The organism is Lysobacter zhanggongensis, from assembly GCF_046638635.1.
Taxonomy (GTDB): Bacteria; Pseudomonadota; Gammaproteobacteria; order Xanthomonadales; family Xanthomonadaceae; genus Novilysobacter; species Novilysobacter luteus.
The window spans coordinates 1-24,873 of record NZ_JBJXHK010000010.1 but is presented as its reverse complement, the minus strand read 5'-3'; the positions used below and the strand labels follow the sequence as shown (position 1 = coordinate 24,873).

Here is a 24,873-nt window from a genome sequence, read left to right as displayed (position 1 = left end):
TGTCAACCACGCCCTACTCGAGCTCGGTGACACCCATCTCGCGCAGCGCGTCCTGCATCAACCCCTGCGCCGCGTCGCTGAGCTTTTCGTGATCGAGCGCGTAGCGGATGGTGGCCTCGATCAGGCCCAGGTGCGTACCGCAGTCGAATCGCGTGCCCTGGAACCGATAGGCATTAACCGGCTGCTCCTGCAGGAGCGCGGCGATTGCATCGGTGAGCTGGATCTCACCGCCGGCGCCGCGGCCGGTGGCTTCCAGCAGGTCGAAAATGCGCGGGTTCAACACGTAGCGCCCCACCACCGCCAAGGTGCTCGGCGCGTCGGCGGGATCGGGCTTCTCGACGATTGCGCGGATGCGACCCTGCCGGTTGGCGAAGTCGTCGGTGGCGACGATGCCGTAGCTGGCGGTCTTCTCGCGCGGAACGTCCTGCACCGCAATGACGCTGGCGCCGGTTGCCTCGGCAGCGTCGGCCATCTGCGCGAGGGCGCCGGCGCCGCGGTTCCAGATCAGGTCGTCAGGCAGGATCACCGCGAACGGTTCGTCCCCGACGACCGGCTTGGCACACAGCACCGCGTGCCCGAGCCCGAGTGCTTCCGTCTGGGTCACGAACACTGCGCGAACGCCGGCAGGAAGTACGTTACGGATCAACTCCAGCTGCTCGTGCTTGCCGGCGGCCTCGAGCTTCTGCTCGAGCTCGTAGGCCTTGTCGAAGTAGTCCGCGACCGCGTGCTTGTAGCGGTTGGTGACGAAGATGAGCGTGTCGCACCCCGCCTCGATGGCCTCGTCGACGGCGTACTGGATCAGCGGCCGGTCGATGATCGGCAGCATTTCCTTGGGAACGGTCTTGGTGGCGGGGAGAAAGCGGGTACCGAGGCCGGCCACTGGGAACACGGCCTTGCGAATGCGTACGGACATCAATACTTCCTGGCGGTGCGGGATGGAAATGCGACGACGGTGGCGCGGTCGACCGGCACGGTGGCGCGGTGCGAAATCGGCTGGAACTCGGGCACCAGCTCGCGCAGCACCGCCGACAGCGTCTCGCAGTCGTAGCGGTTGGACGCCTCGCGCAGCTGCTGCAATCCGGCATGCACGACATCGGCCCGGATCGCGCGTGGTTCAGCCTGCAGGATCTTCGGGTGCGCCGTCGCCCGGTAGCGCTCGTCGGCGTGGAACAGGGTCTCGTGCAGCTTCTCGCCGGGTCGCAGGCCGGTGTAGGCGATCGCGATGTCGCGGCCGGGCTGTTTGCCGGCGAGCCGGATCATCTGCTCGGCCAGCACGCGGATCGGGACCGCCTCACCCATGTCCAGCGTGTAGATGGCCTCGTGGCTGCCGATCGCCGACGCCTGCAGGATGAGCTGGCAGGCTTCCGGGATGGTCATGAAGTAGCGCGTGACCTCCGGATCGGTGACCGTGACCGGCCCGCCGCTGCGGATCTGCTCGCGGAACAGCGGGACCACGCTGCCGGCCGAATCGAGCACGTTGCCAAAGCGCACCGTGACGAAGCGCGTGCCCCGCTGGTCGGCGAGCGACTGGCAGCCCATCTCGGCCAGCCGCTTGGTGGCACCGAGGACGTTGCCGGGGTCGACGGCCTTGTCGGTGGAAATCAGCACGAACGTCCCGACGCCGGCGGCGCGGCAGGCGCGCGCGACGGTTTCGGTGGCAAGCACGTTGTTGCGCACCGCCTCGCGGACCTGGGTTTCCAGCAGCGGCACTTGCTTATAGGCGGCGGCATGGAACACGGCCTCGGGCTGTGCCAGCCCCAACGCGTGGTGGATCACCGCGGGGTCCCCGCAGTCACCCAGGACCGACACGTACTCGAGGTCCGGGAAGTCCCGCCGCAGCGTCGCTTCAGTGGTGATCAGGGACAGCTCGTCAAGCTCGACCAGGGTGATCCGTCGAGCGCCGTGACGCGCGCACTGCCGGCACAATTCCGAACCGATCGAGCCGCCCGCCCCGGTCACCAGCACCGAACGCGCGCCCAACCAGGCCCGGATGGCCTTCCAGTCTGGAAGGACCGGTTGGCGGCCCAACAGGTCCTCGATGGCGACTTCCTTGAGCTGGCCCGGCAGCGAACGCCCCTCGAGCACGTCGCGCAGTCGCGGAACCATCCGGAACGGCAGCCCGGAGCGCTCGCAGGCCACCACCACGCGCTGCATCGCATCGGCATCGGCCGATGGCATGGCGATCACCAGCAGGCCCGCGGCGGTTTCGCGCGCGATCTCGGCCACGTCCTCGACACGGCCGAGCACCGGCACGCCCTGGACTTTAGTGCCACGCAACTGCGAGGCATCATCCAGGAAGCCGACCGGCTGGTAACTGCCGAATCTCCTCAGGTCACGTACCAGTGCTTCACCGGAATGGCCCGCTCCGAGAATCAGGATGCGCACCGACGCCTGGTCGCCACGGTCGACGCGGCTGTCCTTCCAGGCGCGGTACAGCAGGCGCGGTGCACCCAGCAGGCCCATCAGCACCAGCGGATACAACACCAGTACGGTGCGCGAAACCAGGTCCAGCCGGTTGTACAGGAACAGCCCGAGCACGATCGCAAAAAGCCCGAGCGCGCATGCCTTGAAGATGTTCCACAGGTCGGGGACGCTCGCGAACCGCCAGAGCCCGCGGTAGAGGCCGACCTGCCAGAACACGAGTCCCTGTGCGACCAGCACCAGCGCGACCTCGGTCGACCACAGCGGCATGTCCGGCGGGTCGGGCATGACGCTGAAACGCAGGCGATGCAGCCCCTCCCAAACCAGCCACACCATCGCCAGGTCGTGCACCACCACGGCCACCCGCGGTAACGCGCTCGACCAGCGATCGCCCCACTTGCTCATGCCTTGCCCTTGTTGTTGTTCGAAGCCATTCCTGGCTCAAGCCGCTGGACGGCCCACCATGCAAACGCGGCCGCCAAGTACCACGCCGTGCCGACAGCCACCGCCACGTCCGCGCCGCGACTGGCGAGCACGGCCGCCATCGCCAGTCCGAGCGCCGTCCATGCGACATAAATCGATGTGACGATTGTGTGACCAGCCCGTCTCGCGCCAACTTGATAGGCGTGCTGCGCGTGCGCCGTCCACCAGCGCTCCCCGCGAAGCACACGGCGCAAGAGGGTGAGGCCGGCGTCCACCAGGAAGGCAGACAGCGGCAGCAACAGCAGCAGGCCGACCGGACCGCGTTGGGCCAAGGCCACCGCACCGATCGCCGCGACGGCGAAACCGAGTGCACCACTGCCCACGTCGCCCATGAATATCCGCGCGCGGGGGAAATTGAACGGCAGGAACCCGATGCATGCCGCGACCAGCGCCAGAGCGAGCCAGGCCCATACGCCGCTCGCCACCCACGCCAGCGCGACCCCGACGACCAGCGCCTGCGACGCCGCGATCCCGTTGATGCCGTCCATGAAGTTCCAGATGTTGGTCAGCACCAGCACTGCGAACACGGCTACCACGGACAGCCACGGCAGGTCGAATGTCAGCTGCATCGCCGCGCCGAACACCAGCCCGGCGAGCGCATGGACCAGCAACCGGAGCCACGGCGAAAGTGGCCGGTGGTCGTCGACCAGTCCGGCCACGGCGACCATCGTGATCCCGACGACGAACGCCACCAGCAGCACGCGATGCTGGGGCTCACGAAATGCGAGCGCGCAGGCGGCGACCAGCAGGGCCAGCACCAGTGCGATGCCACCGCCCCGCGGCGTCGCCACCGCATGGCTACGGCGCTCGCCGGGGTGGTCGAGCAGGTCGCGGCCGATGGCATACCGTCGCGCCGCCCACGTGGCCATCGCCGCAATGGCGGCATGCAGGATCAACCAGCCCGTCATCCGGTCAGACCACCGCGTAGTTGAGGAGCGGCTTGACCGTCCCCCACTCCTTGCAGCTCGGGCATTGCCAATGGTGGCTACGCGCACCGAAGCCGCAGCGGGTGCAGCGGTAGCTTGGATTGCGCACCAGCAGCTGGTCGGTGATGTGCTTGAGGTCGACCAGGGTCGCGGCCGGGTCCGCGCCGTCGGCAAGGCTGAGATCGATCAATGCCGCCTCGCCGCGGACCGAGGGGCGGTCCTTGAGCTGTTCGGCCAGGTAGGAGCGCGCGGCAGACACGCCTTCGCCACTCTCGACCATGCGGGTCAAGGCGAGCACCGGGGCGATGCCGCGATAGTGCTCGCACATCTCGGCCAGGAACGCGCGGGCCCCCGGGATGTCCCCTACCCGGTCGTAACTGGCCAGCAGCGACGGCATCACTTCCGGCAGGTAATCCGGGTCGTGGCGCGCGACCCGCTCGAATGCTCGGATAGCCGCCTGGTGGTTGCCCGCATNAGCAGCGACGGCATCACTTCCGGCAGGTAATCCGGGTCGTGGCGCGCGACCCGCTCGAATGCTCGGATAGCCGCCTGGTGGTTGCCCGCATCCACCTCGATGCGTCCTTCCAGCATCCCCGCGCGCACGGAGTTGGCGTCGGCCTGGTAGGCACGGGCGACCGCGGCGCGCGCGGCGGCGTCGTCGCCCGCGGCGCGGTGGCGATCGGCCAGCTCGCACTCGAACTGCGCGATCAGCTTGCCCATGGGCTCGTCGGTGGCGGCTTCGTAGCGTTGCGCGTTCTCGATCGCCTTGTCCCAGTCGCGCTCGGACTGGTAGATGTTGATGAGGTGGCGCAGTGCCAGTGGCGCGCGCATGTCGAGATTGACCAGATCGCTGAAGACTGTTTCGGCACGATCCAGCAGGCCCGAGCGCATGTAGTCCTCGCCCAGGGCAAGCAGTGCCTGGACCTTCTGCTGGTCGCTCAGGCCGGGGCGCTGGACCAGCGCCTGGTGCAGCCGGATCGCGCGGTCCACTTCGCCGCGGCGCCGGAAAAGATGTCCCAGCGCGACCTGCGTCTCGAAGGTGTCCTTGTCGAGCTCGGCGATGTGAAGGAACAGCTCGATCGCCTTGTCGGGCTGCTCGTTCAAGAGATAGTTGAGGCCACGGAAATAAGTGGTCGACAGCCGGCTGACCTGGGTGTCGCTGTGGCGCTCGCCACCCCGACGGCCGATCACCCAGCCGCTGACGGCCGCCAGTGGCAACAACAGGAAGAACCAGAACCACTCGCTGATGAATGCCACGTCAGATCCCCGCACCTGGTGCCGTGGTCCCAGCGGTGGCGTCGCGCTCGGCACGCGCGAGGCGGCGGCGCAGGGGCATCACGATGCTGGCGCTGATGGCCAGTCCGCCGAGAATGACGCCCAGCAGCAACGCGACGATCAGTGCGACGCCGAGGTTGGTCGGCAGGTGCGTGAATCCCAGGTCGATCGAGACCAGCTGCCGGTTGAGCGCGCCTATCACCGCGCCCACTGCCAGGCAGGCAATCGCGATCAGCAAGCGGATAAGACGCATGGCGGAACTCCGGACAACTCCCTGTACGGGGGATAGCTTAGCCGACGTGCCGTCGGCGGCGATATCGAAATCGCCCCGGTCAGTCGTTCTCGTCCAGCGGAACGGCGTTGCTCACGCGCTCGCGCAGCTCCTTGCCAGGCTTGAAATGCGGCACGTGCTTGCCCGCCAGCGCGACCGATTCACCGGTCTTGGGATTGCGCCCCAGGCGGGGCGGACGGTAGTGCAGCGAGAAGCTGCCAAAACCGCGGATCTCGATGCGTTCGCCGTTGGCCAGTGCGCCGCCCATCATCTCAAGCAGCGCCTTGACCGAAAGATCCACGTCCTCGGCCTTCAGGTGGGCCTGGCGCTGGGAAAGGATTTCGATCAGTTCGGACTTGGTCATGGGTGGAAAGGCACTCGACTGGAACGACTTCGGGCGGTGCGCCCACAACGCGGGTGTAGCGGATTACCACAAAGGAACGGCCCGGCCGGAGCCGGGCCGTTCCCTGTTACAGCGATGCGGCATGCATCACGCAGCGGGACCGATTACTCGGACTTGCTGTTGAGCTGCTCGCGCAGCAGGGCACCCAGCTTGGTGGTGCCACTGGCCGCCTCGGCCGAAGCGGCGGAGCGGTTGTAGTCGGCCACGGCCTCCTGCATTTCCGCCTCGTCCTTCGCCTTGATCGACAGCTGCATCGTGCGGCCCTTGCGGTCCATGCCGATGAAGCGGGCCTCGACGTCGTCACCGACCTTCAGGAACTTGGTGGCATCGTCCACGCGCTCCTTGGCGATGTCGCGGGCGGCAACGTAGCCCTCGATACCGTCGGCCAGCTCGATCGTGGCGCCCTTGGCGTCGACTTCCTTGACCTTGCCGTTGACGATCGAGCCCTTCGCGTTCGACGCCATGTACTGGCCGAACGGATCCTGCTCGAGCTGCTTGACGCCCAGCGAGATGCGCTCGCGCTCCGGATCGACCGCCAGCACGACGGCCTCGAGGGTGTCGCCCTTCTTGAAGTTGCGGACGATGTCCTCGCCGGTGGTGTTCCAGCTGATGTCGGACAGGTGGACCAGGCCGTCGATGCCGCCGTCCAGGCCGATGAAGATGCCGAAGTCGGTGATCGACTTGATCTGGCCCTCGACCTTGTCGCCCTTCTTGTGCAGCACGGCGAAGGTCTCCCACGGATTGCTGGTGACCTGCTTCATGCCGAGCGAGATGCGGCGACGCTCCTCGTCCACGTCCAGCACCATGACCTGGACCTCGTCACCGACCTGCACGATCTTGGACGGGTTGACGTTCTTGTTGGTCCAGTCCATCTCGGAGACGTGCACCAAGCCCTCGACGCCCGGCTCGATCTCGACGAACGCACCGTAATCGGTGACGTTGGAGACCTTGCCGAACACGCGGGTGTCGGCCGGATAACGGCGTGCGATGTTGTCCCACGGATCCTCGCCCAGCTGCTTGAGGCCCAGGCTGACGCGGTTGCGCTCGCGGTCGTACTTGAGCACGCGGACGTCGAGCTCCTGGCCGACTTCCACCACCTCGGACGGATGGCGCACGCGCTTCCAGGCCATGTCGGTGATGTGCAGCAGGCCGTCGATGCCGCCCAGGTCCACGAACGCGCCGTAGTCGGTGAGGTTCTTGACCACGCCCTTCAGCACCGCGCCCTCGACCAGCTTCTCGAGCAGCTGCTCGCGCTCTTCCGAATGCTCGCTCTCGACCACCGCACGGCGGGAGACGACGATGTTGTTGCGCTTGCGGTCCAGCTTGATGAGCTTGAACTCGAGTTCCTTGCCCTCGAGGTAGGTCGAGTCGCGCACCGGGCGCACGTCGACCAGCGAACCGGGCAGGAAGCCGCGGACGTCCTTGATGTCGACGGTGAAACCACCCTTGACCTTGCCGCTGATGCGGCCGGTGATGGTCTCGTTCTTCTCGAGCGCTTCCTCGAGCTCGTCCCACACCATGGCGCGCTTGGCCTTCTCGCGCGACAGGACGGTCTCGCCGAAGCCGTTCTCGATGGCGTCGAGCGCGACCTTTACCTGGTCGCCCACGCCGACGTCGATCTCGCCGTCGTCGTTACGGAACTGTTCGATCGGCACGATGCCTTCGGACTTCAGGCCGGCGTTGATCACCACCACGTCGCCACGGACCTCGACGACGGTACCGGTGACGATGGCACCCGGCTTCAGCTTGGCCAGGAACGCCTGGCTCTGTTCGAACAGTTCGGCAAATGATTCGGTCATTGGAAAATGTTTCCGGTTGAACACACGGGCCGCACCGGTTGGCACTCGCTCCCCGGTGGGGCAGCGCAGGCAACACGTGGTCGACCCACCCGTTGATGTGGTGCGATGGAACTGCACCATGTGTCGGTTGGTTGATCCGCCGTGGTGCACCATTGCAGCGCGGCGGGACTGTTCTGCCGCGGTCGGTCAGGCCCCCGACCCGACATCGCGTTCCGGCATCAATGCCAGCACGCGCTCGACCACCTCGTCGATGCCAAGACCGGTGGTATCGATGCGGACGGCGTCATCGGCCGGTCGCAAGGGAGCCACCGCGCGACTGGCATCGCGGGCGTCGCGGGCCAGAATCTCCCGCAGCAGACCAGCCAATGTAACGGAAACCCCCTTGTCATTCAACTGCTTATAGCGCCTTTCGGCCCGCTCCTCGGCGCTCGCCGTCAGGAACACCTTCCAGCCCGCGTCAGGGAAGATGACCGTGCCCATGTCGCGCCCGTCGGCCACCAGCCCGGGCGGTCGGCGGAACACCCGCTGGCGCTCCTTCAGGGCAGCCCGGACCTCGGGGATCGCGGCGATGGCCGAGGCGGCGGCGCCGGCGGTCTCGGTGCGCAGCTCATCGGTCGCGTCCTGGCCGTTCACCAGGACGCGGAGCTCCTCGCCCTCGTCACGGAAGCCGATCTCGGTATCGAAGGTGCAGCGCACCAGCGCGGCCGGGTCGGCCAGGTCGATGTCACCCCACCCGGCGGCCACGCCGATCGCGCGGTAGAGCGCGCCGGAGTCGAGGTAATGCCAGCCCAGGCGGCGGGCCACGAGGCGGCTGATGGTGCCCTTGCCGGAACCGGAAGGGCCGTCGATGGTCAGAACGGGGGTGTCGTTGGTCGTCATCCGCGTATTATGCGGCCCCCGCGGAACTCCCCCACGGGCCGCGGCTGGCGACGGCAGGAGCAATCCCCAAACGGCTGGTCGCAACCACTTGATCCGACAGGCAAAGACCCGCTATCATCGCGGGCTTGCTTAATTTCCCCGTTGCCGAGGTCTGTCATGAAGGTCCTGTCCTCCCTGAAGTCGGCGAAGAACCGTCACCGCGACTGCAAAGTCGTCCGCCGTCGTGGCAAGGTCTTCGTGATTTGCAAGTCGAACCCGCGTTTCAAGGCCCGCCAGCGCTGAGACGCGAACGGTGCCGGTCCCGCCGGCATCCGTCGATCGGTTCGATCGGCGTGTTCGACCAGAAAGCCGCCTCCGGGCGGCTTTTTTGTGGTGCGCGCCGCGGTCCCATGCCCCGGGTTCCGTGACCGTGGTTTGCTGCCCGGCACGGCATAGCCGCATACAATCGGCCCGCATGTGAACAGCCATGTCATCCGAACCATCACCCGATTACGACAGGGGACTCCAATGAAGACCAGCATCGCCGCACTTCCGCTGATCGCCCTGCTGGCGGTTGCCGGCACCGCTTCCGCCGAGACCCTGCTCATCGAGCGCGTGCAGCACGAACCCGCGGCGAGCCTGCCGCTGCGTGGCCAGAGCATGGCCCAGGTCGAGGCCCGCTTCGGCGCCCCGGCCGAACGCATGGATCCGCGCGGCGGGCAGAAGAGCCAGTGGCCGACGATCAACCGCTGGGCCTACCCGGAGTTCACCGTGTACTTCGAGAAGAACCGCGTGATCGACGTCGTCGCCAACAAGGCGACCACGGCCGAAATCGGCCCCAAGCCGCCCATCCTCTGACCACTAAGACGCCCGCATGACCGGAACCGCACCACGCTTTCCCGCCGAATGGGAGCGCCAGTCGGCGATCCTGATCGCCTGGCCGCATGCCGAGACGGACTGGGCCGAGCGGCTGGGCGAGGTCGAGGAGACGTACATCGCCCTGGTCGTGGCGATCACCCGCTTCCAGCCGGTGCTGGTGTGCGTCGCCAATGACGACGTCGAGGCGTATGCGCGCGCGCGGCTCGCCTCGGCGCGGGTCGACATGGATCGGGTCCGCTTCATCGGGATCGATTACGACGACACCTGGCTGCGTGACTCGGGCCCGATCACGCTCCGCGACGGCGACGGGTTCCGCCTGCTCGATTTCCGCTTCACCGGCTGGGGCGGGAAGTTCGAGGCCACTCGCGACGACGAGCTGGTCGAAGGGCTGGTCGAGCGGGACACCTTCCGCGCCGACCGCCACGACAGCATCGACTTCGCTCTCGAAGGCGGCGCCATCGAAACCGACGGTGCCGGCACCCTGCTGACCACCTGGAAGTGCCTGCACGAACGCCACCCGCAGGCGTCCCGCGGCGAGCTCGACCGCCGGCTGTCGGGCTGGCTGCACCAGGACCGCGTGCTCTGGCTGGACCACGGCTACCTCGAGGGCGATGACACCGACGCCCATATCGACACCCTGGCCCGTTTCGCCGCTCCTGACGCGATCGTCTACCAGGGCTGCAACGACCCCGCCGACTCCCACTACGCCGAGCTCCGGGCGATGGCGGCCGAGCTGGCCGCGTTGCGCACGCGCGATGGCCAACCCTACAGGTTGTTCGAACTGCCGTGGCCGGAGCCGGTGCTCGACCAAGGCCGGCGCCTGGCCGCAAGTTACGCCAACTTCCTGATCGTCAACGGAGCGGTGCTGATGCCGGCCTATGATGATCCGGCCGACAGCGTCGCCGCCGGCGTGCTGGCGCAGGCCTTCCCCGATCGCGAGATCGTGCAGGTGCCCTGCCGCCCGCTGATCTGGCAGAACGGCAGCCTGCACTGCATCACCATGCAGTTGCCCGAAGGCCTCGTCGCCAGTTGACCTTCCGGCCACGGCAGCCATGCGACCGTGGCCGTCGAGCCGCCCGACCCGGCGGCCCAACCCGGACCCCCGCAATGAAGAAGCAGACCCTGCCCGTCGCCCTGATCCAGGAACGCAACCACGGTGATGCGGACGCCAACCTGTCGGTGATCGAGCAACGCGTGGCCGAGGCCGCGCGCCGCGGCGCACGCCTGGTGCTGCTGCAGGAGCTGCACAACGGCGCGTACTTCTGCCAGCACGAGGATGTCTGCGAGTTCGACCTGGCCGAGCCGATTCCTGGCCCCAGCACCGAGCGGCTGGGCCGGCTCGCCCGCGAGCACGGCGTCGTGCTGGTCAGCTCGCTGTTCGAGCGCCGCGCGGCCGGGCTGTACCACAACACCGCGGTGGTCTTCGAAACCGACGGCAGCGTCGCCGGCAAGTATCGCAAGATGCATATCCCGGACGATCCGGGCTTCTACGAGAAGTTCTACTTCACACCGGGCGACATCGGTTTCGAGCCGATCGACACCTCGGTGGGGCGCCTGGGCGTGCTGGTCTGCTGGGACCAGTGGTATCCCGAAGGCGCGCGACTGATGGCGCTGGCCGGCGCGGAACTGCTGCTCTACCCGACCGCGATCGGCTGGGATCCCGACGACGACCAGGCCGAGAAGACCCGCCAGCGGGATGCGTGGATCCTCAGCCACCGCGGGCATGCGGTCGCCAATGGCTTGCCGGTCCTGTCCTGCAATCGCGTCGGGCACGAACCGTCGCCGATGAACGCTTCGGGGATCGACTTCTGGGGCAGCAGCCACGTGCTGGGACCGCAGGGCGAGTTCCTCGCCGAAGCGGGTGGCGACCCGGAAATCCTGATGGCCGAGGTCGACCTGCAACGCAGCGAGCACGTGCGGCGTATCTGGCCGTTCCTGCGCGACCGCCGGATCGACGCCTACGGTGACCTGCTCAAGCGCTATCGGGACTGATCAGGAGCGCCGACGAACGGCAGGCAATAATCGAACGGGCGTGCTATTTTCCGCCCATGCCTGCACTGTCCTCCACCTCGAAGGGTGCCGCCACCCGCGACGCGATCCTCGACCACGCCTATGCGATCGCGTGTTCGGCGGGGCTTGAAGGCCTTTCGATCGGGGCCTTGGCCCATGCGGTCGGCATGTCGAAAAGCGGCGTGTTCGCGCACTTCGGTTCGCGCGAGGACTTGCAGCTGGCAGTACTGGAAACCGCAGCGCAGCGCTTCGTCTCGCACGTGTTCCAGCCAGCCGTGCGTCGGCCGCGTGGTCTTGCACGGCTTCGCGCGGTCATCGAAGAGTGGTTCGACTGGGTGCGTCACGAGGATGACGGCGGCTGCCTGTTCCTCGCGGCCGTCAGCGAGTATGACGACCGCCCGGGGCCGCAGCGCGACCTGCTGCTGCAGCAGGACCGGCAATGGCGCCAGGCGCTCGCCAAAGCGGTTTCCCTGGCAATCGAGGAAGGCGAGCTGCGTCCCGATATCGACGTCGAACAGCTGGTCTTCGAGATCTACGCACTGCCTCTGCTGGTCCATCACGACGCCGGGTTGTACGGCTACGAGGCGGCACGTTCCCGCGGGATCCGTGCGTTCGAGCGATTGATCGAGGCAGCTGCGATCCCCTGACAGCCACAGAGACGTCCCCCAAAACAGGCCACCCTCATGATTAGCACGAACGTTCGCACGTATATCAAGTGGAAAGCGCTCCGCCTCGGCTTCCGCGCGGGTGGACTCTTGAGCCCAACCGCCACGGTCGAGCGCGCCGCCACCTTGTTCCGCACGCCCTATCCCGGCTCACGCGAGCGCGCCCTGTCCGCGGCGACCGGCGGCGCGCGGCAGGATGTCATGCGGGCCGGCGGTGCGTCGATCACCCGCTACCTTTGGGGCGACCCGGCCACGCAGCCTTACTTGTTGTTCTCGCACGGGTGGTCCAGCCACGGCGCACGGGTGCTCCCATGGGTCCCTGCGCTGCGTACGGCAGGCTTTGCCGTTGTCGGGTTCGACCAGGCCGCGCACGGGCGGAGCGACGGCGAAACGAGCAACCTCGAGGAGTTCACCGACCGGCTGCTCGAGGTGGGCCGCGTGACCGGACCGGCGGCAGCGGTCCTTGGCCACTCGCTCGGTGGCGCCGCGGCCGGCCTTGCGCTCGCCCGCGGGCTGCAGGCTGATCGCGCGGTGCTGCTGGCACCGGCCGCGGACCCGGTCGATGCCGGCCGGCGGTTCGCACGGCAGGTCGGCCTCGCGGAGCACCTGCGTCGCGGAATGTTCGAATTGTTCGAGGCGCGCCTGCCAATCCACTTCGAGGATCTGATGGCCGAGCGCAACGCACCGGCGATCAACCGCCCCGCCCTGATCGTGCATGACCTCGAGGACCGCGAGGTCCCGTGGTGCGAAGGCGAGCGCTGGGCGCGGCACTGGCGCGGTGCCCGCCTGCTCGATACTCGTGGACTCGGCCACCACCGCATCCTTGGCGATCCCATGGTGCTTGACGCGATCCTCAGGTTCCTCGGTGGCGACGCCGTCGGCGACCGTCTGGTGTCGTCCCCCAACCTGCCCTACGGCGTTGCATGAACCGCTGCGCGGTCGGGTTTGCTGGGGCCTGATGCAGGCCCTAAGCTGAGCGGTTCGCGCACGCCCGTGCGTCAACGAGCCGAATGCCCCATGCCGCTTATTGTCCCGACGACCCTGCCTTCCCGCCCTGCGCCGCGCATCGACATGGCGGGTCACGGCCGTGGCTGAGGGCATGCCGCCGGGCGTGCCGGAGGGACAACCCCATGCCATCGTCGAGCGCGACGGCGTGCGCTACACCCTGCTGGGCACCGCGCACGTCTCGCAGGCGAGCGTGGATGCCGTCCGCAGCGCGATCGCGGACGGCGGTTACGACGCCGTGGCGGTCGAGCTGGATGAACCGCGACTGCAGGCGCTCACGGAACCGGACGCACTGGCGAAGCTCGACCTCATCCAGGTGATCCGCACCGGACGCACGGCGATGTTCGCCGCCAACCTGGCCCTGTCGGCCTACCAGCGCCGGCTCGCCGAGCAGCTCGGGATCGAACCCGGTGCCGAGCTGAAGCTGGCGGCCCTGCAGGCCCGCGAACAGGGGCTGCCGGTGCACCTGATCGACCGTGAGGTCGGCCTGACCTTCAAGCGTGCGTCGGCCCGGCTGGGCTTCTGGGGCCGCGCCAAGCTCGGCGGTGGCCTGCTGGGATCGTTGCTGGTCAGCGAGGACGTCGGCCACGACGAGATCGAGAAGCTCAAGCAGGGCGACATGCTGGAAGCGAGCTTTAATGAGTTCGCCAGCGAGAGCCCGGAAATCTACGAAACCGTGATCGCCGAGCGCGACCGGTACATGGCCGCCCGCCTGCGGGAAGTCGGCGAAACATCCGGCCCTGAGATACGCGAGGTACTGGCCGTGGTCGGCGCAGGCCACCTCCAGGGAATGGCGCGCCACCTGCGCGAGGAACAGCGCCCGGCGGCCGGCATCCGCGAATCGCTCGAGGCGCTGCCGGAGAAGAGCGGCGTGCCCTGGTTCACGCTCGCACTGGCGACCTTCGTCATCGGCGGGTTTGCCTGGGGCTTCTGGCAGGGCGGCATCGACGTCGGGTCGGACCTGTTGCTGCAGTGGGTGCTGGCGACCGGCGTGCTCGGCGCGATCGGCTGCGCCATCGCCGGCGGCCACCCGTTGAGCATCATCGTCGCGTTCCTCGCCTCCCCCATCACCCCGCTCCACCCCGCCCTCGCTTCCGGCACCTTGAGTGCCCTGACCGAAGCGTGGCTACGCAAGCCGACCTACGCCGACTTCATGGCGCTGCGTGGCGACGTACAGACGGTGCGCGGCTGGTGGCGCAACCGGGTGGCCCGGGTGCTGCTCAACTTCTTCCTGACCAGCCTGGGCACGGCGATCGGTGTGTGGACGGGCGGCCTCAGGATGCTCGGCACGCTGGTCTGACCGGCGGTATCGGGCCAGTCACCCTTCGAACGGGCTCGACGCATCCGCGCCGGGCCCGTCCAAGCGAAAGCCGGGCCCTGTCAGGCCGGTTCCGCCCGGGAACCCGCCGGGACCGCGCCCCGTGCGCGACGTACCGTCCGCACCGTGCCGTTGCGAAGGTCGTCGAGGATCGCGTAGATCGTCGGCAGGAACAGCAGGCTCACCACCGTCGAGAAGGCCAGGCCGCCGGCCACCGCACGTGCCATCGGGTAATAGGTGATCCCGCCCAGCACCTCGGTCGTGCTCAGCGCGATCGGCACCATCGCCAGGATCGCCGTGCCCATCGTCATCATGATCGGCCGCAGGCGTTCGCGGCTGCCTTCCACCAGCGCGTCGGTGCGCGACTTGCCCATCCGCCGCAGGTTGTTGATGTGCTCGATCATCACGATGCCGTTGTTCACGACCACGCCCATCAACACCAGGATGCCGATGAAGGCCATGACCGAGAACGCGGTGCCGGTGAGCCAGAACAGCCAGAACACGCCGAACACCGAGAACAGCACGCAGCTCATGATCGCCGACGGGAACAGCAGCGACTCGAACACCGCGGCCATCACCACGTAGATCATCACCAGCGCGATGATCAGGTTGAAGAACATCTGCGACTGGGCGTCGGAATCGCGCTGGAATGCACTGCCGTCGAAGCTGTAGCCATAGCCGGCGGGGAACGCGATGCTCTCCATCGTCCGTTCCATCACCTTGCGCGCTTCGGGGACAGTGGTCTCGCCGGCGAGGCCGGCCTGGATGGTCAGGGTGGTCTGGCGGTTGTCGCGGCGGATCTCGGTGGCGCCCGGGATCACGGCGACGTCGACCATCGCCATCAGCGGCACGGTTCGCCCATCGGGCGCGCGCACCGTGAAGCCGGCGATGTCTTCGACTCCGAAGCTCTCGGCATCTTCGAACCGCACCCACACCGGCACCTCGTTCTCGCCCTGGCGGAAGTCGCGCAGCTGCGCGCCACGCAGTGCCAGCGCCACGAACTGCGACACGTCCTGCGCACTGAAGCCGAACGCGGCCGCGCGGTCGCGGTCGACCCGCACGGTCAGCTCGCTGTTCTGGTCGCCACTGTCGACCCGCACGTCGCGCAAGGCCCCGCTGTTACTGGCCAGGATCGGCACGATGTCGCGGGCCAGCTCGGCCAGCACCGACGTCGAGTCGCCGACAAGCTGCACCTGCACGCTGCCGCCCTCATCGCCACCGCCGCGCTCGCCGATGCCGATCTTGGCGCGGGCGGACTTGGGCAGCTCCTTGCCAATCGTCTCGACCAGGGCCTTCGAATCCTTGACCGATTCGTCGAACGTCACCTCGGTGCCCGCCCAGCCCTGCTCGCTGTACCACGAGTAGATCTGGGTGATGTGGAAGCGCTCGCGGTTGTCGTCGAGGAACGACTCGACCCGGCGCACTTCGTCGGAGATCTGCTCCTTGGTGTAGCTGCCATTCCACTGGTAGAAGATGTTGGCCTCGCCGCTCTGCTCTCCGCCGCCGAACATGTCGAACTTGGTCTGCGTCATCGGCACGATGCTGACCGCGATGATCATGATGATGCCGAACACACTCCAGCCGCGGTGCTCCAGGGTCCAGCGCAGGAACCGGGCGTAACGCGTCTGCAATCGGTGGATCACGCCGCGCTCGTTGCGCACGGCCGGCGGAGTCTTCATCCGCGCCGACAGCATCGGGATCAGGCTTACCGCCACCAGCCAGGACGCCAGCAGCGACACCGAGATGGTGATCGCGATCTGCGACATGAAGATGCTGATGTCGTTGGTCTCGCCAAACAGGTTCGGCACGAAGACGATGCAGTGGCAAAGCGTTCCGGCCGAAAGCGCGATGGCGACGTTGCGGGTGCCGATGATCGAGGCGCGCATCGGTTGGCCCGGCAACTTCTCGCGCTCCTGGTAGATGCTCTCCACCACCACCACCGCGTTGTCGACCAGCATGCCAACCGCCAGCAGCAGTCCCATCAACGACAGCACGTTGAGGGTGACGCCGGCGAAGTACATGAAGCCCAGCGTCATCACGAAGCAGATCGGGATCGCCAGCGTCACCATGAGGGTCGACGGCCAGTGGCGCAGGAAGAAGAACAGCACCGCGATCGACAGCACCAGACCAACGCCGCCAGCCTCGGCGAGCTCCAGCAGGGAACTGGTCACGTCCTCGCCGAGGTTCTGGATCACCTTGACCTGGATACCGCTCAGGTCGGGGTGCTGGCGGATGCGCTCGATCTCGGCCAGTGCCGCCTTTGACACGTCCACCAGGTTGGCGTTGCGTTCCTTGAAGATCTCCAGGCCGACCGCCGGCTGCCCATCCAGGCGGCGGCCGTAGTCCATGCGTTGCGGCTTGAGCCGGACATTGGCGATGTCGCGCAGCCGCAGGCCACGGTCGTTGATGACCAGGTCGCGTAGCTGATCCAGGTCGGTTAGCTCACCGACGGGCTGCACACGCAGCCGCTTCGAGCCGGCCTCGATCTGGCCAGCCGACAGCGAGAAGTTCACTGCACGCAGACGCGTGTTGAGCTCGTTGAGGTTGAGGCCGTGCGCGCCCAAGCGCTCAGGGTCGATCGCGATCTCGACCTCGTTGGGCGGTGCACCGGCGATGTCGACCTTGGCCACGCCGGCCACGCGCTCGAGCGGACGCTGGAACTCGCGTTCGATCAGCTCGTAGGCGCCAGTGAGGTCCTGCGTGCCCGCCAGGCGCACCTGCAGGATGGCCTCGTCGTCGGTCGAGAAGTTGCCGACGAAATAGCGCTGCAGGTCCTCCGGCAGCTCATCGCGGATCGCGTCCAGCCGTTCGCGGGCCTCGGACGCCGCGATCTGCACGTCGGTGTCCCAGTCCGAATAGAACACGCCGACGAACGCGCCATCGGCGTTGGCACGGCCTTCCATCCGCTCCAGGCCGCTCATCGTCGAGAGCGCCTCCTCGGCCGGACGCAGCACCGTGCGCTCGACCTCCTCGGGCGTCGACCCCGGGTACGGCAACTGCACGAACACCGCCGGGAACGACAGCGACGGTAGCGCCTCCAGGGGCAGGCGCACCGCCGCGATCAGGCCGATCACGAACATCGACACGAACAGCATGATCGTGGTGACCGGCCGTTTCAGGCTCAGCTCGGCGATGCTCATGCAGGCTGCTCCGCCTCGTCACCCGGCAGCCGGCCGGACAGCCGCGCCGCACGCCGGCCACGCTCGCGGAAATGCTCGTCCGAGCGGCGGTCCAGCCGGTCGTACACCACCGGGATGACCACCAGCGTCAGCAACGTCGACACCAGCAGGCCACCGATCACGGTGATCGCCATGGGCGAGCGCACCTCCGAGCCTTCGCCGAACGCGAGCGCCAGCGGCAGGAAGCCGAACAGCGTGCACAGCGTCGTCATGATGATCGGGCGCAGGCGTGAGCGAGCGCCCTCCACCAGCGCGTCGCGCTTGGCCGCGCCCGCTTCGCGCAGCTGGTTGACCTTGTCGATCAGGATGATCGCGTTCTTGGTGACCAGGCCGACCAGCAGAATCAGGCCGATGAACACCACGATCGACACCGTCGAGCCGGTCAGCAGCAGCGCCAGCACCGCGCCGACCATCGCGAGCGGGATCGTGAACAGGATCACGAACGGATGCAGCAGCGATTCGAACTGCGAGGCCATCACCAGGTAGACCAGGAAGATCGCCAGGCCGAACGCGAACAGCAGCGAGTTCAGCGACTGCTCCAGCTCCTCGCCCTGGCCGCCGATGTTCATCCGCACGCCCGGACCGAGCGGGTTCTGCTCCACGATCGACCGCACCTCCTGCACCGCGCTGCCCAGGTCGATGTCGCGCAGGTTGGCGGACACGATCGCGACGCGGACCTGGTCGGCGCGGTGGATCTCGCTCGGACCGGTGGTCGCGACCACGTCGGCCACCGACGACAGCCGCACCGGCGCGCTGCCCGACGGGTTGACGATCAGGTTGCCGATGTCCTGTACCGAAGCGCGGTCGGTCTGCTGTGCGCGCACAAGCACGTCGATCTTGCGATCGCGGAAGCTGTAGCGCGTGGCCACCTCGCCGCGCACCTTGGCGACCACCGCGTCGGCAATCTGCCGCGTGGTCAGCCCCAGCGATGCCGCGCGCTCCTGGTCGAAGTGGATCTGGATCTCGGGGAACCCCTGCTCCACGGTCGAGCTGACGTCGGCGTAGTGCGGGTTGGCCCGCAGCAGCTCGGCCATGCGCCGCCCGGCCTGCTCGATCTCGGCCAGGTCGTTGCCCTGCAGCTCGATTTCCAGCGGCGGTGAGAAGCTGAAGAGCTCCGGCCGGCTGAAGTCGACCTGCGTGCCCGGATGGGCCTGCATGGTCTCGCGCAGGCGCTCGGTGGTGGCCGCCTCCACCTCTTCGCTGCCGCCGTCGGCCATCACGATGCTGAGCTTGCCGATGTTCTCGCCGCTCTCGGTCGGACTGGCGTCCAGCCGGGTGCCGCTTCCGCTAACGCCGTACATCGCGTGGAGACCCGGCTCGTCGGCGTGCTTGCGCTGCAGCTCGCGCACCAGCGCGTCGGTCTCCGCCAGCGGGGTGCCCGGCGGCAACTTGACGGTCATCTCGAAACGGTCCTGCGCCAGCTGCGGAATCAGGTCCGCCCCCAGCAAGGGCACCATCAGCAGGGTCAGCACGAAAGCCGCGGCGGCCGACCCCATCACCAGCACCGGACGCGACAAGGCGGCCGGCAACAGCTTCAGATACCCACGCTCGGCGCGGCCGTACGGCGCCATCGCGATGTCGCTCGCCTTGCGCATGACCGGGCCGACCACCGCCACCAGTACACGCCAGGCGCGCACCACCAGCCAGGCCAGGCCGAAGAACCCACCACGCGCCCCCGCGCCGACGCCCCGCTCGGCCAGTGCGAGCGGCTTCTGCAGCTTCGAGGTCGGGCGCCACTGCGGGTGCGGCGGCTCTTCGGGGAACGCCATCGGCGGCCGTCCCTTGAGTGCGCTCAGCATCGGGATCAGCGTCATCGACACCACCAGCGAGATGCCGATGGCCAATGCCACGGTCAGCGCCTGGTCGCGGAACAGCTCGCCGGCGACACCCTCGACGAACACCAGCGGCAAAAACACCGCGATCGTGGTCAGCGTCGATGCAACGACCGCCATGCTGACCTCGCGGGTGCCTTCGATCGCCGCCTGGAGGATGCCGAGCCCCCGTTCCCTCGCCTTGGCGATGGACTCCAGCACGACGATCGAGTCGTCCACCACCAGGCCGGTCGCCAGCGCGAGGCCTCCGAGCGACATGACGTTGAGGCTCAGGTCCAGCTGGCCCATGAAGAAGAACGTGGTGATGATCGAGACCGGCAACGACAGGCTGATCACGAACGTGCTCCAGCCGTCGCGCAGGAACAGGAAGATGATCAGGATCGCCAGCACGCCGCCCACCATCGCGTCGAACTTCACGTCCGAGATGGCGTGCCGGATGAAGGTGGACTGGTCCTCGATGACGGTCAGCTCGATGTCCGGCGGGACCTGCTCGCGGATCCGCTCCAGGCGCTCGTGCAGGGCATCGGCGGTGGCGACGGTGTTGGCGTCGCCCTCCTTGTAGATCGCCAGTTCGACCGCTTCGCGCCCGTCCAGCCGGATGATCGCCTCGCGCTCCTTGTGGCCCTGGCTGACCGTCGCCACGTCACGGAGCCGCACCGGCATGCCGCCGGCCACGGTCGAGCCGGCGCCCGAAGACGCACTCTGCACCGACGCAGCCGCCGCCATCGCATCGGCCGAACCGGTCGCCGCGGCCACGCGCGCCATCTGCAATGCCGCGTCCTGCGCGGCGCTGTCGCCCCCGCTGCTGGTGGACACCAGCATGTTGCCGATCTCCTCCACGCTGGCGAACTGGTTGACCGTGCGGACCAGGTAGCGCTGCGAGCCTTCTTCCAGACGGCCGCCCGAGATGTTGATGTTCTCCTGCTGCAGGCGCTGGATGACACGGTCGATGGGAAGGTTGAGCTGGGCCAGCTTCTGCTGGTCGATCAGCACCTGGACTTCGTCCTCCAGGCCACCGCCGACCTTGACCGCAGCGACACCTTCGACGGGCTCGAGCTTCTTCTTCAGGTCGTCGTCGGCGTAACGGCGCAGTGCGGTCAGCTGTGACACCGCGTCCTCATCCCCCTGCGCAGACAGCGCCAGTCGCACGACCGGTTCGGTCGACGGATTGAAACGCAACAGCACCGGAGGCTTGGCCTCGAGCGGCAGTTGCAGTGCCTCCATCTTGTCGCGGACCTCCAGGCTGGCCTGGTCCATGTCGGTGCCCCAGGCGAACTCGAGCACCACGTCGCTCTGGCCGGTACGCGACACCGACTTCAGCTTGCGCAGTCCCTTGACCACGCCCACGGCCTCCTCCACCGGCTCGGAGATCAGCGTCTCGATCTCGGCGGGGGCGGCACCGGTGTACTCGGTGCGCACGGTCAGGGTGGGATAGCTCAGGTCCGGCAGCAGGTTGACCTTGAGGTTGCCCAGCGCGATCAGGCCGAACAGCAGGAAGGTGATCGTCACCATCGCCACGGTGACCCGGCGGCGGGTGGAGAACTCCACCAGGCTGAAGCTGCGCGAGGCGTGCGAGTCCTGGGACTCGTCCGGCCGCGGGGAAGGACGATTGATATCGCTCACGTGCGGATCCCGGGGTTACTGGTTGTTTGCGACGGGGGCGACGGCGCCGCCTTCGGACGCAGCGACCGCCTTGTCCCCGGGCTGCCCGATCACCGTGACGGCGCTGCCGTCGCGCAGGGCAGCCTTGCCGGCAACGACGACCTGCTCGCCGACCGCGAGGCCCTCGCGCACCTCGGCCCACTGGCCGTCCATGTAGCCCAGCGTCACCGGTACCCGCGCGGCCTTGCCATCGCGGACCGCGAATACCGCGGCATTGGTGCCGGCATCCAGCAGCGCCGCGCGCGGCACCACTGTCGCGTTGGCACGCTTGTCGTAATCGATGCCGATGCGACCGAACATGCCGGGCTGCAGCAGTCCGCCGCTGTCGAACTCGGCGATCACGCGGAAGGTGCCGCTGCCGGAGTCCACCACCGGCGAGATGCGGTCGATGGTGCCGGTGAAGGTCTTGCCGGGCAGCGCGTCGACCCGCAGGTCGACTGGAAGGCCGGCCTGCATCGTCGCCAGCTCGCGCTCGGGCACGTTGAGCACCGCCTCCAGGGTGGAGGTGTCGACGATACGGACGATGGGGGTGTTGATCTGCACGAAGTTGCCGGGCTTGGGCGTTACCGAGGCGACCACGCCGCTGATCGGCGCCTTCACCGCCGCGTAGGACAGCTCGAGGTTGGCAAGGCGGTTCGCCGCGCGCGCGTTTTCCAGGTCGTAGCGAATCTGGTCGTAGTCCGACGCGGCGATCAGCTGTTCCTTCGCCAGCGTCTGCGCGCGGGCGAACTGGTTCTGCAACTTGTTCATCTGCGCGGCCGTCTGCGCCGCCTGCAATTCGGCGCGCGATGCGTCCAGGCGAACCAGCGTCTGGCCGGCCCGCACCACGTCGCCCTCCTCGACCAGCACGCTCAATGCCACGCCAGACGTCTTGGCGACCACCTGCGCCTCGGCGGGCGCCTCCAACGGCGCGGTGCCGGAATAGCTGGCAGCAACCGGGCGCGTCTCGACCGCTGCGACTTCAACGGTCACCGCTTCGGGACCCTTCTTGCCGTCCTCGCCGGGGGCGGCGCCATCCGGCGAACCGCCCTTGCAGGCCGCCACCGAAAGCACGCAGGCCAGAGCGAGGACAACGGCGCGGACGTGGCCGCGGGACAAGGTGTGGTGGCGCATCGAAAGACCCCAGATGGAAGGTGGCGGACGTGGTCATGCCGGGCGTATGCCGGTGTTGTATGTAGGTATATCACCCACTCCTGAAAACACCATGCGCCAGAGGTCATGGTGAGCGACGGCACCGCCCGGTGGCACCGTCGCGGACCGGCAGGCTTCGTTGATCCGGGGTCGCGGGCTATACTCGGCGGATTGCGCGCAGGGGATGCGGATACGCTCCGCCGCGCAGCCGACTTCGATACCTTTGCCAGCTACCAGAGATTGCACGACATGATGCGACCGCTGACGATCGCCGCCTTGGCGCTTACCACTGCCTTCGCCACTCCGGTGCTGGCGCAGGACACCCCGGCCCCGGCCGCCGCACAGTCGGCCGACCCGACCGCCGGCGACCTCGAGAATGGCCGCATGCTGGCGTACACCTGCCAGGGCTGCCACGGCGTCGAGGGCTACAAGAACGCCTACCCGAACTATCACGTGCCCCGGATCGGCGGCCAGTCCTCCGTCTACCTGGTCAACGCGCTGACCGCGTACCAGCAGGGTTCGCGCGTGCATCCCACGATGCAGGCCCAGGCCGAGAGCTTCTCGGACCAGGACATCGCCGACATCGCCGCCTTCCTCTCCAGCCTGAGCCAGTGAGCAGACCGCCAATGACGATTCGCAACCTCGCCATCGCCCCTGCCCTCGCCGCTGCGCTGCTGCTCGCCGCCTGTTCCGGCTCGGGTGACCACGCCGAAGCCGAAGCCGGCGCCCCGCGTTCGTCCTCGGCCGGGCTACCGGAAGGCAACATCGCCGCCGGCGAGCAACTCGCCAACACCAAGGGTGCGGCCACCGGCCAGTCCTGCATCGACTGCCACGGCGCCGATGGCAATGCGCCGATCGATCCGAGCTACCCGAAGCTGGGTGGCCAGTACGCCGATTACCTCGGCCATGCCCTGTCGGGCTACCGCAACGGCACGCGTGACCATGCGCTGATGTCGGCGCAGGCCAAGTCGCTGACCGACCAGCAGATCGCCGACCTCTCGGCGTACTTCGCGTCGCGCAACGGCGACCTGGTCGACCTGACGCGGATGAACGACTGACCGGCGCCACCGGCACCGGTCACGAGAAAGCCCGCCATCGTGCGGGCTTTTTTTTGGTGGTTTGCAGGGCAGCCGCGTTGCGGAGTTGCCTCAGCCCCCGGCGGGCGACCGGCTGCCGTTGTCTTCCTGCAGCTCTGGCTTGAACGGAACGTCCGGCGGCGGACGTGCGGTCGCGGGCTGCTCGTTGAGGTTGGGGTCCTGGATCCCGCAACCGCCACCCACCACCAGCAGGACGGTCTGGCAGACGATGTGCTTGTTGGTTCCCGGTATCGGGATCCGGATCGTGCTGACGCTCTTGCGGACCCACTCCGCCAGCAAGGTTTCGTTGGGGCGCCAATACGGGTCGAACGTAGTCGGCTCGTAGTCGTTGGGCGCGCGCCGCAGCCAGGTGCCTGCGCGGTCGAGGTCGGCGATCTCTTCGGTGATGGTGCCGGGCGGTTGGCCGGGCGCCGCGGACCCCGGCGTCTCGGCCAGGCGGACGCTGCCATCGCTGTTGTACAGCCCAGGCGGTTGACCGAGCTGCGCGCCGGGTTGTTCGGTATCGGCCATGCCCCAGTCGTCCGCGCGTTCCGGCGTCGGCCAGCCACCGGGTGCCGGCGCCTTTTCCGGCCCGGCCAACGTCGAAGGCGCTGGCGCGGGTCGCGCATCGCTGCCGGACTCGCGCTCAGGTGCCGCCGCCGCGGGCGGGCGGGCGGGCGCGTCGGCGCCAGTTTCCGGCCGCGACTGCACCGGGGAAGCTGGAGTGGCCGGCACTTCCCGCGGCTGCACCGCAATAGCGCGCTCGCGCACGGGCGGAACGTCGGCCTGCATGCGAGGCGCTTCGGGAGCCTGCGGACGGATCACCGGCACCACGGGTTGAGGCGCAGGCGATGGCGTTGGCGCGGGCACGTCACGGATCGCGACCTCCGGCGCCGGTGCCGACAACACCGGCTGCTCGATGGTCGGCGTCGGCAGGCGTTGCGCGCTGGGCCGCGGCATGCGCGGAATGTCGACGACCTCCAGTTGCGACATCGTGGCTTCAAGTTCCGGCATGGCGATGGCGGGCGCCGGAATCGGCGGTGACGGGGGCGGCAGGACGAATGCCTCGCTCGTATCCGGCACCGGCTCGCTCACCGTCAGCTCCTGTGGGGCGGGTGCCGGCTCGGCCAGCGCGATCTCCCGTTCAACCACCTCCGGCGCGGGCATCTCCAAGGCCGATTGCGACATATCCACCGGGCGCAGGTCCACCACGGGCATGTCCGGCGCGACCTGGGGTTCCGCCGGGGCCGGGGCGGGCTCCGGGGCGATCGGCGTCGGCACGGCCGGCGCGGGCGACGGTTGCGCCGATGCGGCCGCCACTTCCGGACGCGGTTCGGTCGGCAGCTCCGGCCCACCACCGACCTCTTCCGGCGTACCGGCGCCGACGTACTCGATCTGCACGACGAGCTCCTCGCCCTTCGGGGGCGCGGTGGCCTCGGACGTCAGGTCCAGGTACATCAACCACAACAACAGACCTGCGAGCACCAGATGCCAGACCGCAGAAATACCGCCGGCGAGCCAGCGCACGCCGCGGTCTTCGGGTTCGGGGGGTTGCCACTGTTGACGCCAGAGCGCGCTGAACGCCTGCCAGCGGGTCAGTTCACCGGCCGGCCGGGGCGGCCCCGCCAAGGGGCGCTGCGCGAGCAGGTCCACCAGCGCCTGCGGCGGCGCGCCGGTCAC

General features: G+C 68.1%; 20 protein-coding genes and 1 pseudogene. 9 read left to right on the top strand and 12 right to left on the bottom strand.

The genetic code is table 11. From position 1 onward, the window contains the following. Positions 1-13: 13 nt before the first annotated feature. From galU to cmk, 8 genes and pseudogenes are all read right to left on the bottom strand, one after another. Positions 14-913, bottom strand: coding sequence for a UTP--glucose-1-phosphate uridylyltransferase GalU (galU, locus tag ACKVMH_RS03300; protein ID WP_412699211.1), 900 nt, complete (start codon positions 911-913; stop codon positions 14-16). Further along, entirely contained in the window at positions 913-2,826 is a 1,914-nt protein-coding gene (locus tag ACKVMH_RS03295; RefSeq protein WP_215217951.1) for a polysaccharide biosynthesis protein, read from the bottom strand. Before ACKVMH_RS03295 ends, galU begins: the two co-directional genes overlap by 1 nt. After that, positions 2,823-3,662, bottom strand: a complete 840-nt coding sequence (locus ACKVMH_RS03290; protein WP_412699210.1) for an MraY family glycosyltransferase — start codon at positions 3,660-3,662, stop codon at positions 2,823-2,825. Before ACKVMH_RS03290 ends, ACKVMH_RS03295 begins: the two co-directional genes overlap by 4 nt. 154 nt (positions 3,663-3,816) lie before the next feature. Continuing rightward, a pseudogene (gene lapB, locus ACKVMH_RS03285) lies at positions 3,817-5,087 on the bottom strand (lipopolysaccharide assembly protein LapB). A 1-nt stretch (position 5,088) separates the two neighbouring features. Beyond that, positions 5,089-5,358 (bottom strand): lipopolysaccharide assembly protein LapA domain-containing protein, encoded by a 270-nt coding sequence (locus tag ACKVMH_RS03280; protein WP_412699209.1) that lies wholly within the window; start codon positions 5,356-5,358, stop codon positions 5,089-5,091. A 79-nt stretch (positions 5,359-5,437) separates the two neighbouring features. After that, positions 5,438-5,740 (bottom strand): integration host factor subunit beta, encoded by a 303-nt coding sequence (locus ACKVMH_RS03275; protein WP_215217947.1) that lies wholly within the window; start codon positions 5,738-5,740, stop codon positions 5,438-5,440. Between the two features lie 143 nt (positions 5,741-5,883). Next, on the bottom strand, positions 5,884-7,578 hold the full coding sequence (rpsA, locus tag ACKVMH_RS03270) for a 30S ribosomal protein S1 (RefSeq protein WP_215217946.1): 1,695 nt from the start codon (positions 7,576-7,578) through the stop codon (positions 5,884-5,886). A gap of 186 nt (positions 7,579-7,764) precedes the next feature. Then, a complete protein-coding gene (gene cmk, locus ACKVMH_RS03265) occupies positions 7,765-8,457 on the bottom strand; it encodes a (d)CMP kinase (protein WP_215217945.1) in 693 nt (230 codons plus the stop codon). Positions 8,458-8,613: 156 nt separating this feature from the next. Between cmk and ykgO the strand changes: the two genes are divergently transcribed. The 7 genes from ykgO (at position 8,614) to ACKVMH_RS03230 (ending at position 14,295) form a co-directional block, all read left to right on the top strand. Then, entirely contained in the window at positions 8,614-8,739 is a 126-nt protein-coding gene (gene ykgO / locus ACKVMH_RS03260) for a type B 50S ribosomal protein L36 (protein ID WP_036206164.1), read from the top strand. Between the two features lie 225 nt (positions 8,740-8,964). Further along, a complete protein-coding gene (locus tag ACKVMH_RS03255) occupies positions 8,965-9,294 on the top strand; it encodes a hypothetical protein (protein WP_215217944.1) in 330 nt (109 codons plus the stop codon). Positions 9,295-9,310: 16 nt separating this feature from the next. Then, positions 9,311-10,348, top strand: coding sequence for an agmatine deiminase family protein (locus tag ACKVMH_RS03250; RefSeq protein WP_412699208.1), 1,038 nt, complete (start codon positions 9,311-9,313; stop codon positions 10,346-10,348). Positions 10,349-10,422: 74 nt separating this feature from the next. After that, positions 10,423-11,307, top strand: coding sequence for a carbon-nitrogen hydrolase (locus tag ACKVMH_RS03245; RefSeq protein ID WP_412699207.1), 885 nt, complete (start codon positions 10,423-10,425; stop codon positions 11,305-11,307). Positions 11,308-11,363: 56 nt separating this feature from the next. Beyond that, positions 11,364-11,972 carry a TetR/AcrR family transcriptional regulator gene (locus ACKVMH_RS03240; RefSeq protein WP_412699206.1) on the top strand — a complete coding sequence of 203 codons (609 nt, stop codon included), beginning with the start codon at positions 11,364-11,366 and terminating at the stop codon, positions 11,970-11,972. Between the two features lie 108 nt (positions 11,973-12,080). Next, positions 12,081-12,917: an alpha/beta hydrolase gene (locus tag ACKVMH_RS03235; protein ID WP_412699205.1), complete on the top strand. Its 837-nt coding sequence runs from the start codon at positions 12,081-12,083 to the stop codon at positions 12,915-12,917. 172 nt (positions 12,918-13,089) lie between these two features. After that, positions 13,090-14,295, top strand: a complete 1,206-nt coding sequence (locus ACKVMH_RS03230) for a TraB/GumN family protein (protein ID WP_215220317.1) — start codon at positions 13,090-13,092, stop codon at positions 14,293-14,295. Between the two features lie 80 nt (positions 14,296-14,375). On the opposite strand, the gene ACKVMH_RS03225 is transcribed toward ACKVMH_RS03230, so the two are convergent. From ACKVMH_RS03225 to ACKVMH_RS03215, 3 genes are all read right to left on the bottom strand, one after another. Continuing rightward, positions 14,376-17,453 carry an efflux RND transporter permease subunit gene (locus ACKVMH_RS03225; RefSeq protein WP_412699204.1) on the bottom strand — a complete coding sequence of 1,026 codons (3,078 nt, stop codon included), beginning with the start codon at positions 17,451-17,453 and terminating at the stop codon, positions 14,376-14,378. After that, entirely contained in the window at positions 17,450-20,875 is a 3,426-nt protein-coding gene (locus ACKVMH_RS03220; protein ID WP_412699228.1) for an efflux RND transporter permease subunit, read from the bottom strand. Before ACKVMH_RS03220 ends, ACKVMH_RS03225 begins: the two co-directional genes overlap by 4 nt. An 87-nt stretch (positions 20,876-20,962) precedes the next feature. After that, positions 20,963-22,099 (bottom strand): efflux RND transporter periplasmic adaptor subunit, encoded by a 1,137-nt coding sequence (locus ACKVMH_RS03215; RefSeq protein WP_215217938.1) that lies wholly within the window; start codon positions 22,097-22,099, stop codon positions 20,963-20,965. Positions 22,100-22,369: 270 nt separating this feature from the next. On the opposite strand from ACKVMH_RS03215, the gene ACKVMH_RS03210 reads away from it, so the two are divergent. Together ACKVMH_RS03210 and ACKVMH_RS03205 are read left to right on the top strand one after the other, a co-directional pair. Next, on the top strand, positions 22,370-22,732 hold the full coding sequence (locus tag ACKVMH_RS03210; protein WP_215220315.1) for a c-type cytochrome: 363 nt from the start codon (positions 22,370-22,372) through the stop codon (positions 22,730-22,732). Positions 22,733-22,743: 11 nt separating this feature from the next. Beyond that, on the top strand, positions 22,744-23,175 hold the full coding sequence (locus ACKVMH_RS03205) for a c-type cytochrome (protein ID WP_215217937.1): 432 nt from the start codon (positions 22,744-22,746) through the stop codon (positions 23,173-23,175). A gap of 90 nt (positions 23,176-23,265) precedes the next feature. Here the strand turns inward: ACKVMH_RS03205 and ACKVMH_RS03200 are convergent. Continuing rightward, positions 23,266-24,873, bottom strand: a 1,608-nt coding sequence (locus ACKVMH_RS03200; RefSeq protein ID WP_412699203.1) for a hypothetical protein, incomplete at its 5' end; no start/stop codon positions are given.

Excerpts from the sequence above, each read along its gene's own strand:
- ACKVMH_RS03280 (WP_412699209.1), bottom strand. The coding sequence starts at position 5,358 with ATGCGTCTTATCCGCTTGCTGATCGCGATTGCCTGCCTGGCAGTGGGC.
- ACKVMH_RS03295 (WP_215217951.1), bottom strand. The coding sequence starts at position 2,826 with ATGAGCAAGTGGGGCGATCGCTGGTCGAGCGCGTTACCGCGGGTGGCC.
- ACKVMH_RS03275 (WP_215217947.1), bottom strand. The coding sequence starts at position 5,740 with ATGACCAAGTCCGAACTGATCGAAATCCTTTCCCAGCGCCAGGCCCAC.
- ACKVMH_RS03230 (WP_215220317.1), top strand. The coding sequence starts at position 13,090 with ATGCCGCCGGGCGTGCCGGAGGGACAACCCCATGCCATCGTCGAGCGC.
- galU (WP_412699211.1), bottom strand. The coding sequence starts at position 913 with ATGTCCGTACGCATTCGCAAGGCCGTGTTCCCAGTGGCCGGCCTCGGT.
- ACKVMH_RS03205 (WP_215217937.1), top strand. The coding sequence starts at position 22,744 with ATGACGATTCGCAACCTCGCCATCGCCCCTGCCCTCGCCGCTGCGCTG.
- rpsA (WP_215217946.1), bottom strand. The coding sequence starts at position 7,578 with ATGACCGAATCATTTGCCGAACTGTTCGAACAGAGCCAGGCGTTCCTG.
- ACKVMH_RS03250 (WP_412699208.1), top strand. The coding sequence starts at position 9,311 with ATGACCGGAACCGCACCACGCTTTCCCGCCGAATGGGAGCGCCAGTCG.
- ACKVMH_RS03225 (WP_412699204.1), bottom strand. The coding sequence starts at position 17,453 with ATGAGCATCGCCGAGCTGAGCCTGAAACGGCCGGTCACCACGATCATG.
- ACKVMH_RS03240 (WP_412699206.1), top strand. The coding sequence starts at position 11,364 with ATGCCTGCACTGTCCTCCACCTCGAAGGGTGCCGCCACCCGCGACGCG.
- ACKVMH_RS03255 (WP_215217944.1), top strand. The coding sequence starts at position 8,965 with ATGAAGACCAGCATCGCCGCACTTCCGCTGATCGCCCTGCTGGCGGTT.
- ACKVMH_RS03215 (WP_215217938.1), bottom strand. The coding sequence starts at position 22,099 with ATGCGCCACCACACCTTGTCCCGCGGCCACGTCCGCGCCGTTGTCCTC.
- ykgO (WP_036206164.1), top strand. The coding sequence starts at position 8,614 with ATGAAGGTCCTGTCCTCCCTGAAGTCGGCGAAGAACCGTCACCGCGAC.
- ACKVMH_RS03245 (WP_412699207.1), top strand. The coding sequence starts at position 10,423 with ATGAAGAAGCAGACCCTGCCCGTCGCCCTGATCCAGGAACGCAACCAC.
- cmk (WP_215217945.1), bottom strand. The coding sequence starts at position 8,457 with ATGACGACCAACGACACCCCCGTTCTGACCATCGACGGCCCTTCCGGT.
- ACKVMH_RS03210 (WP_215220315.1), top strand. The coding sequence starts at position 22,370 with ATGCGACCGCTGACGATCGCCGCCTTGGCGCTTACCACTGCCTTCGCC.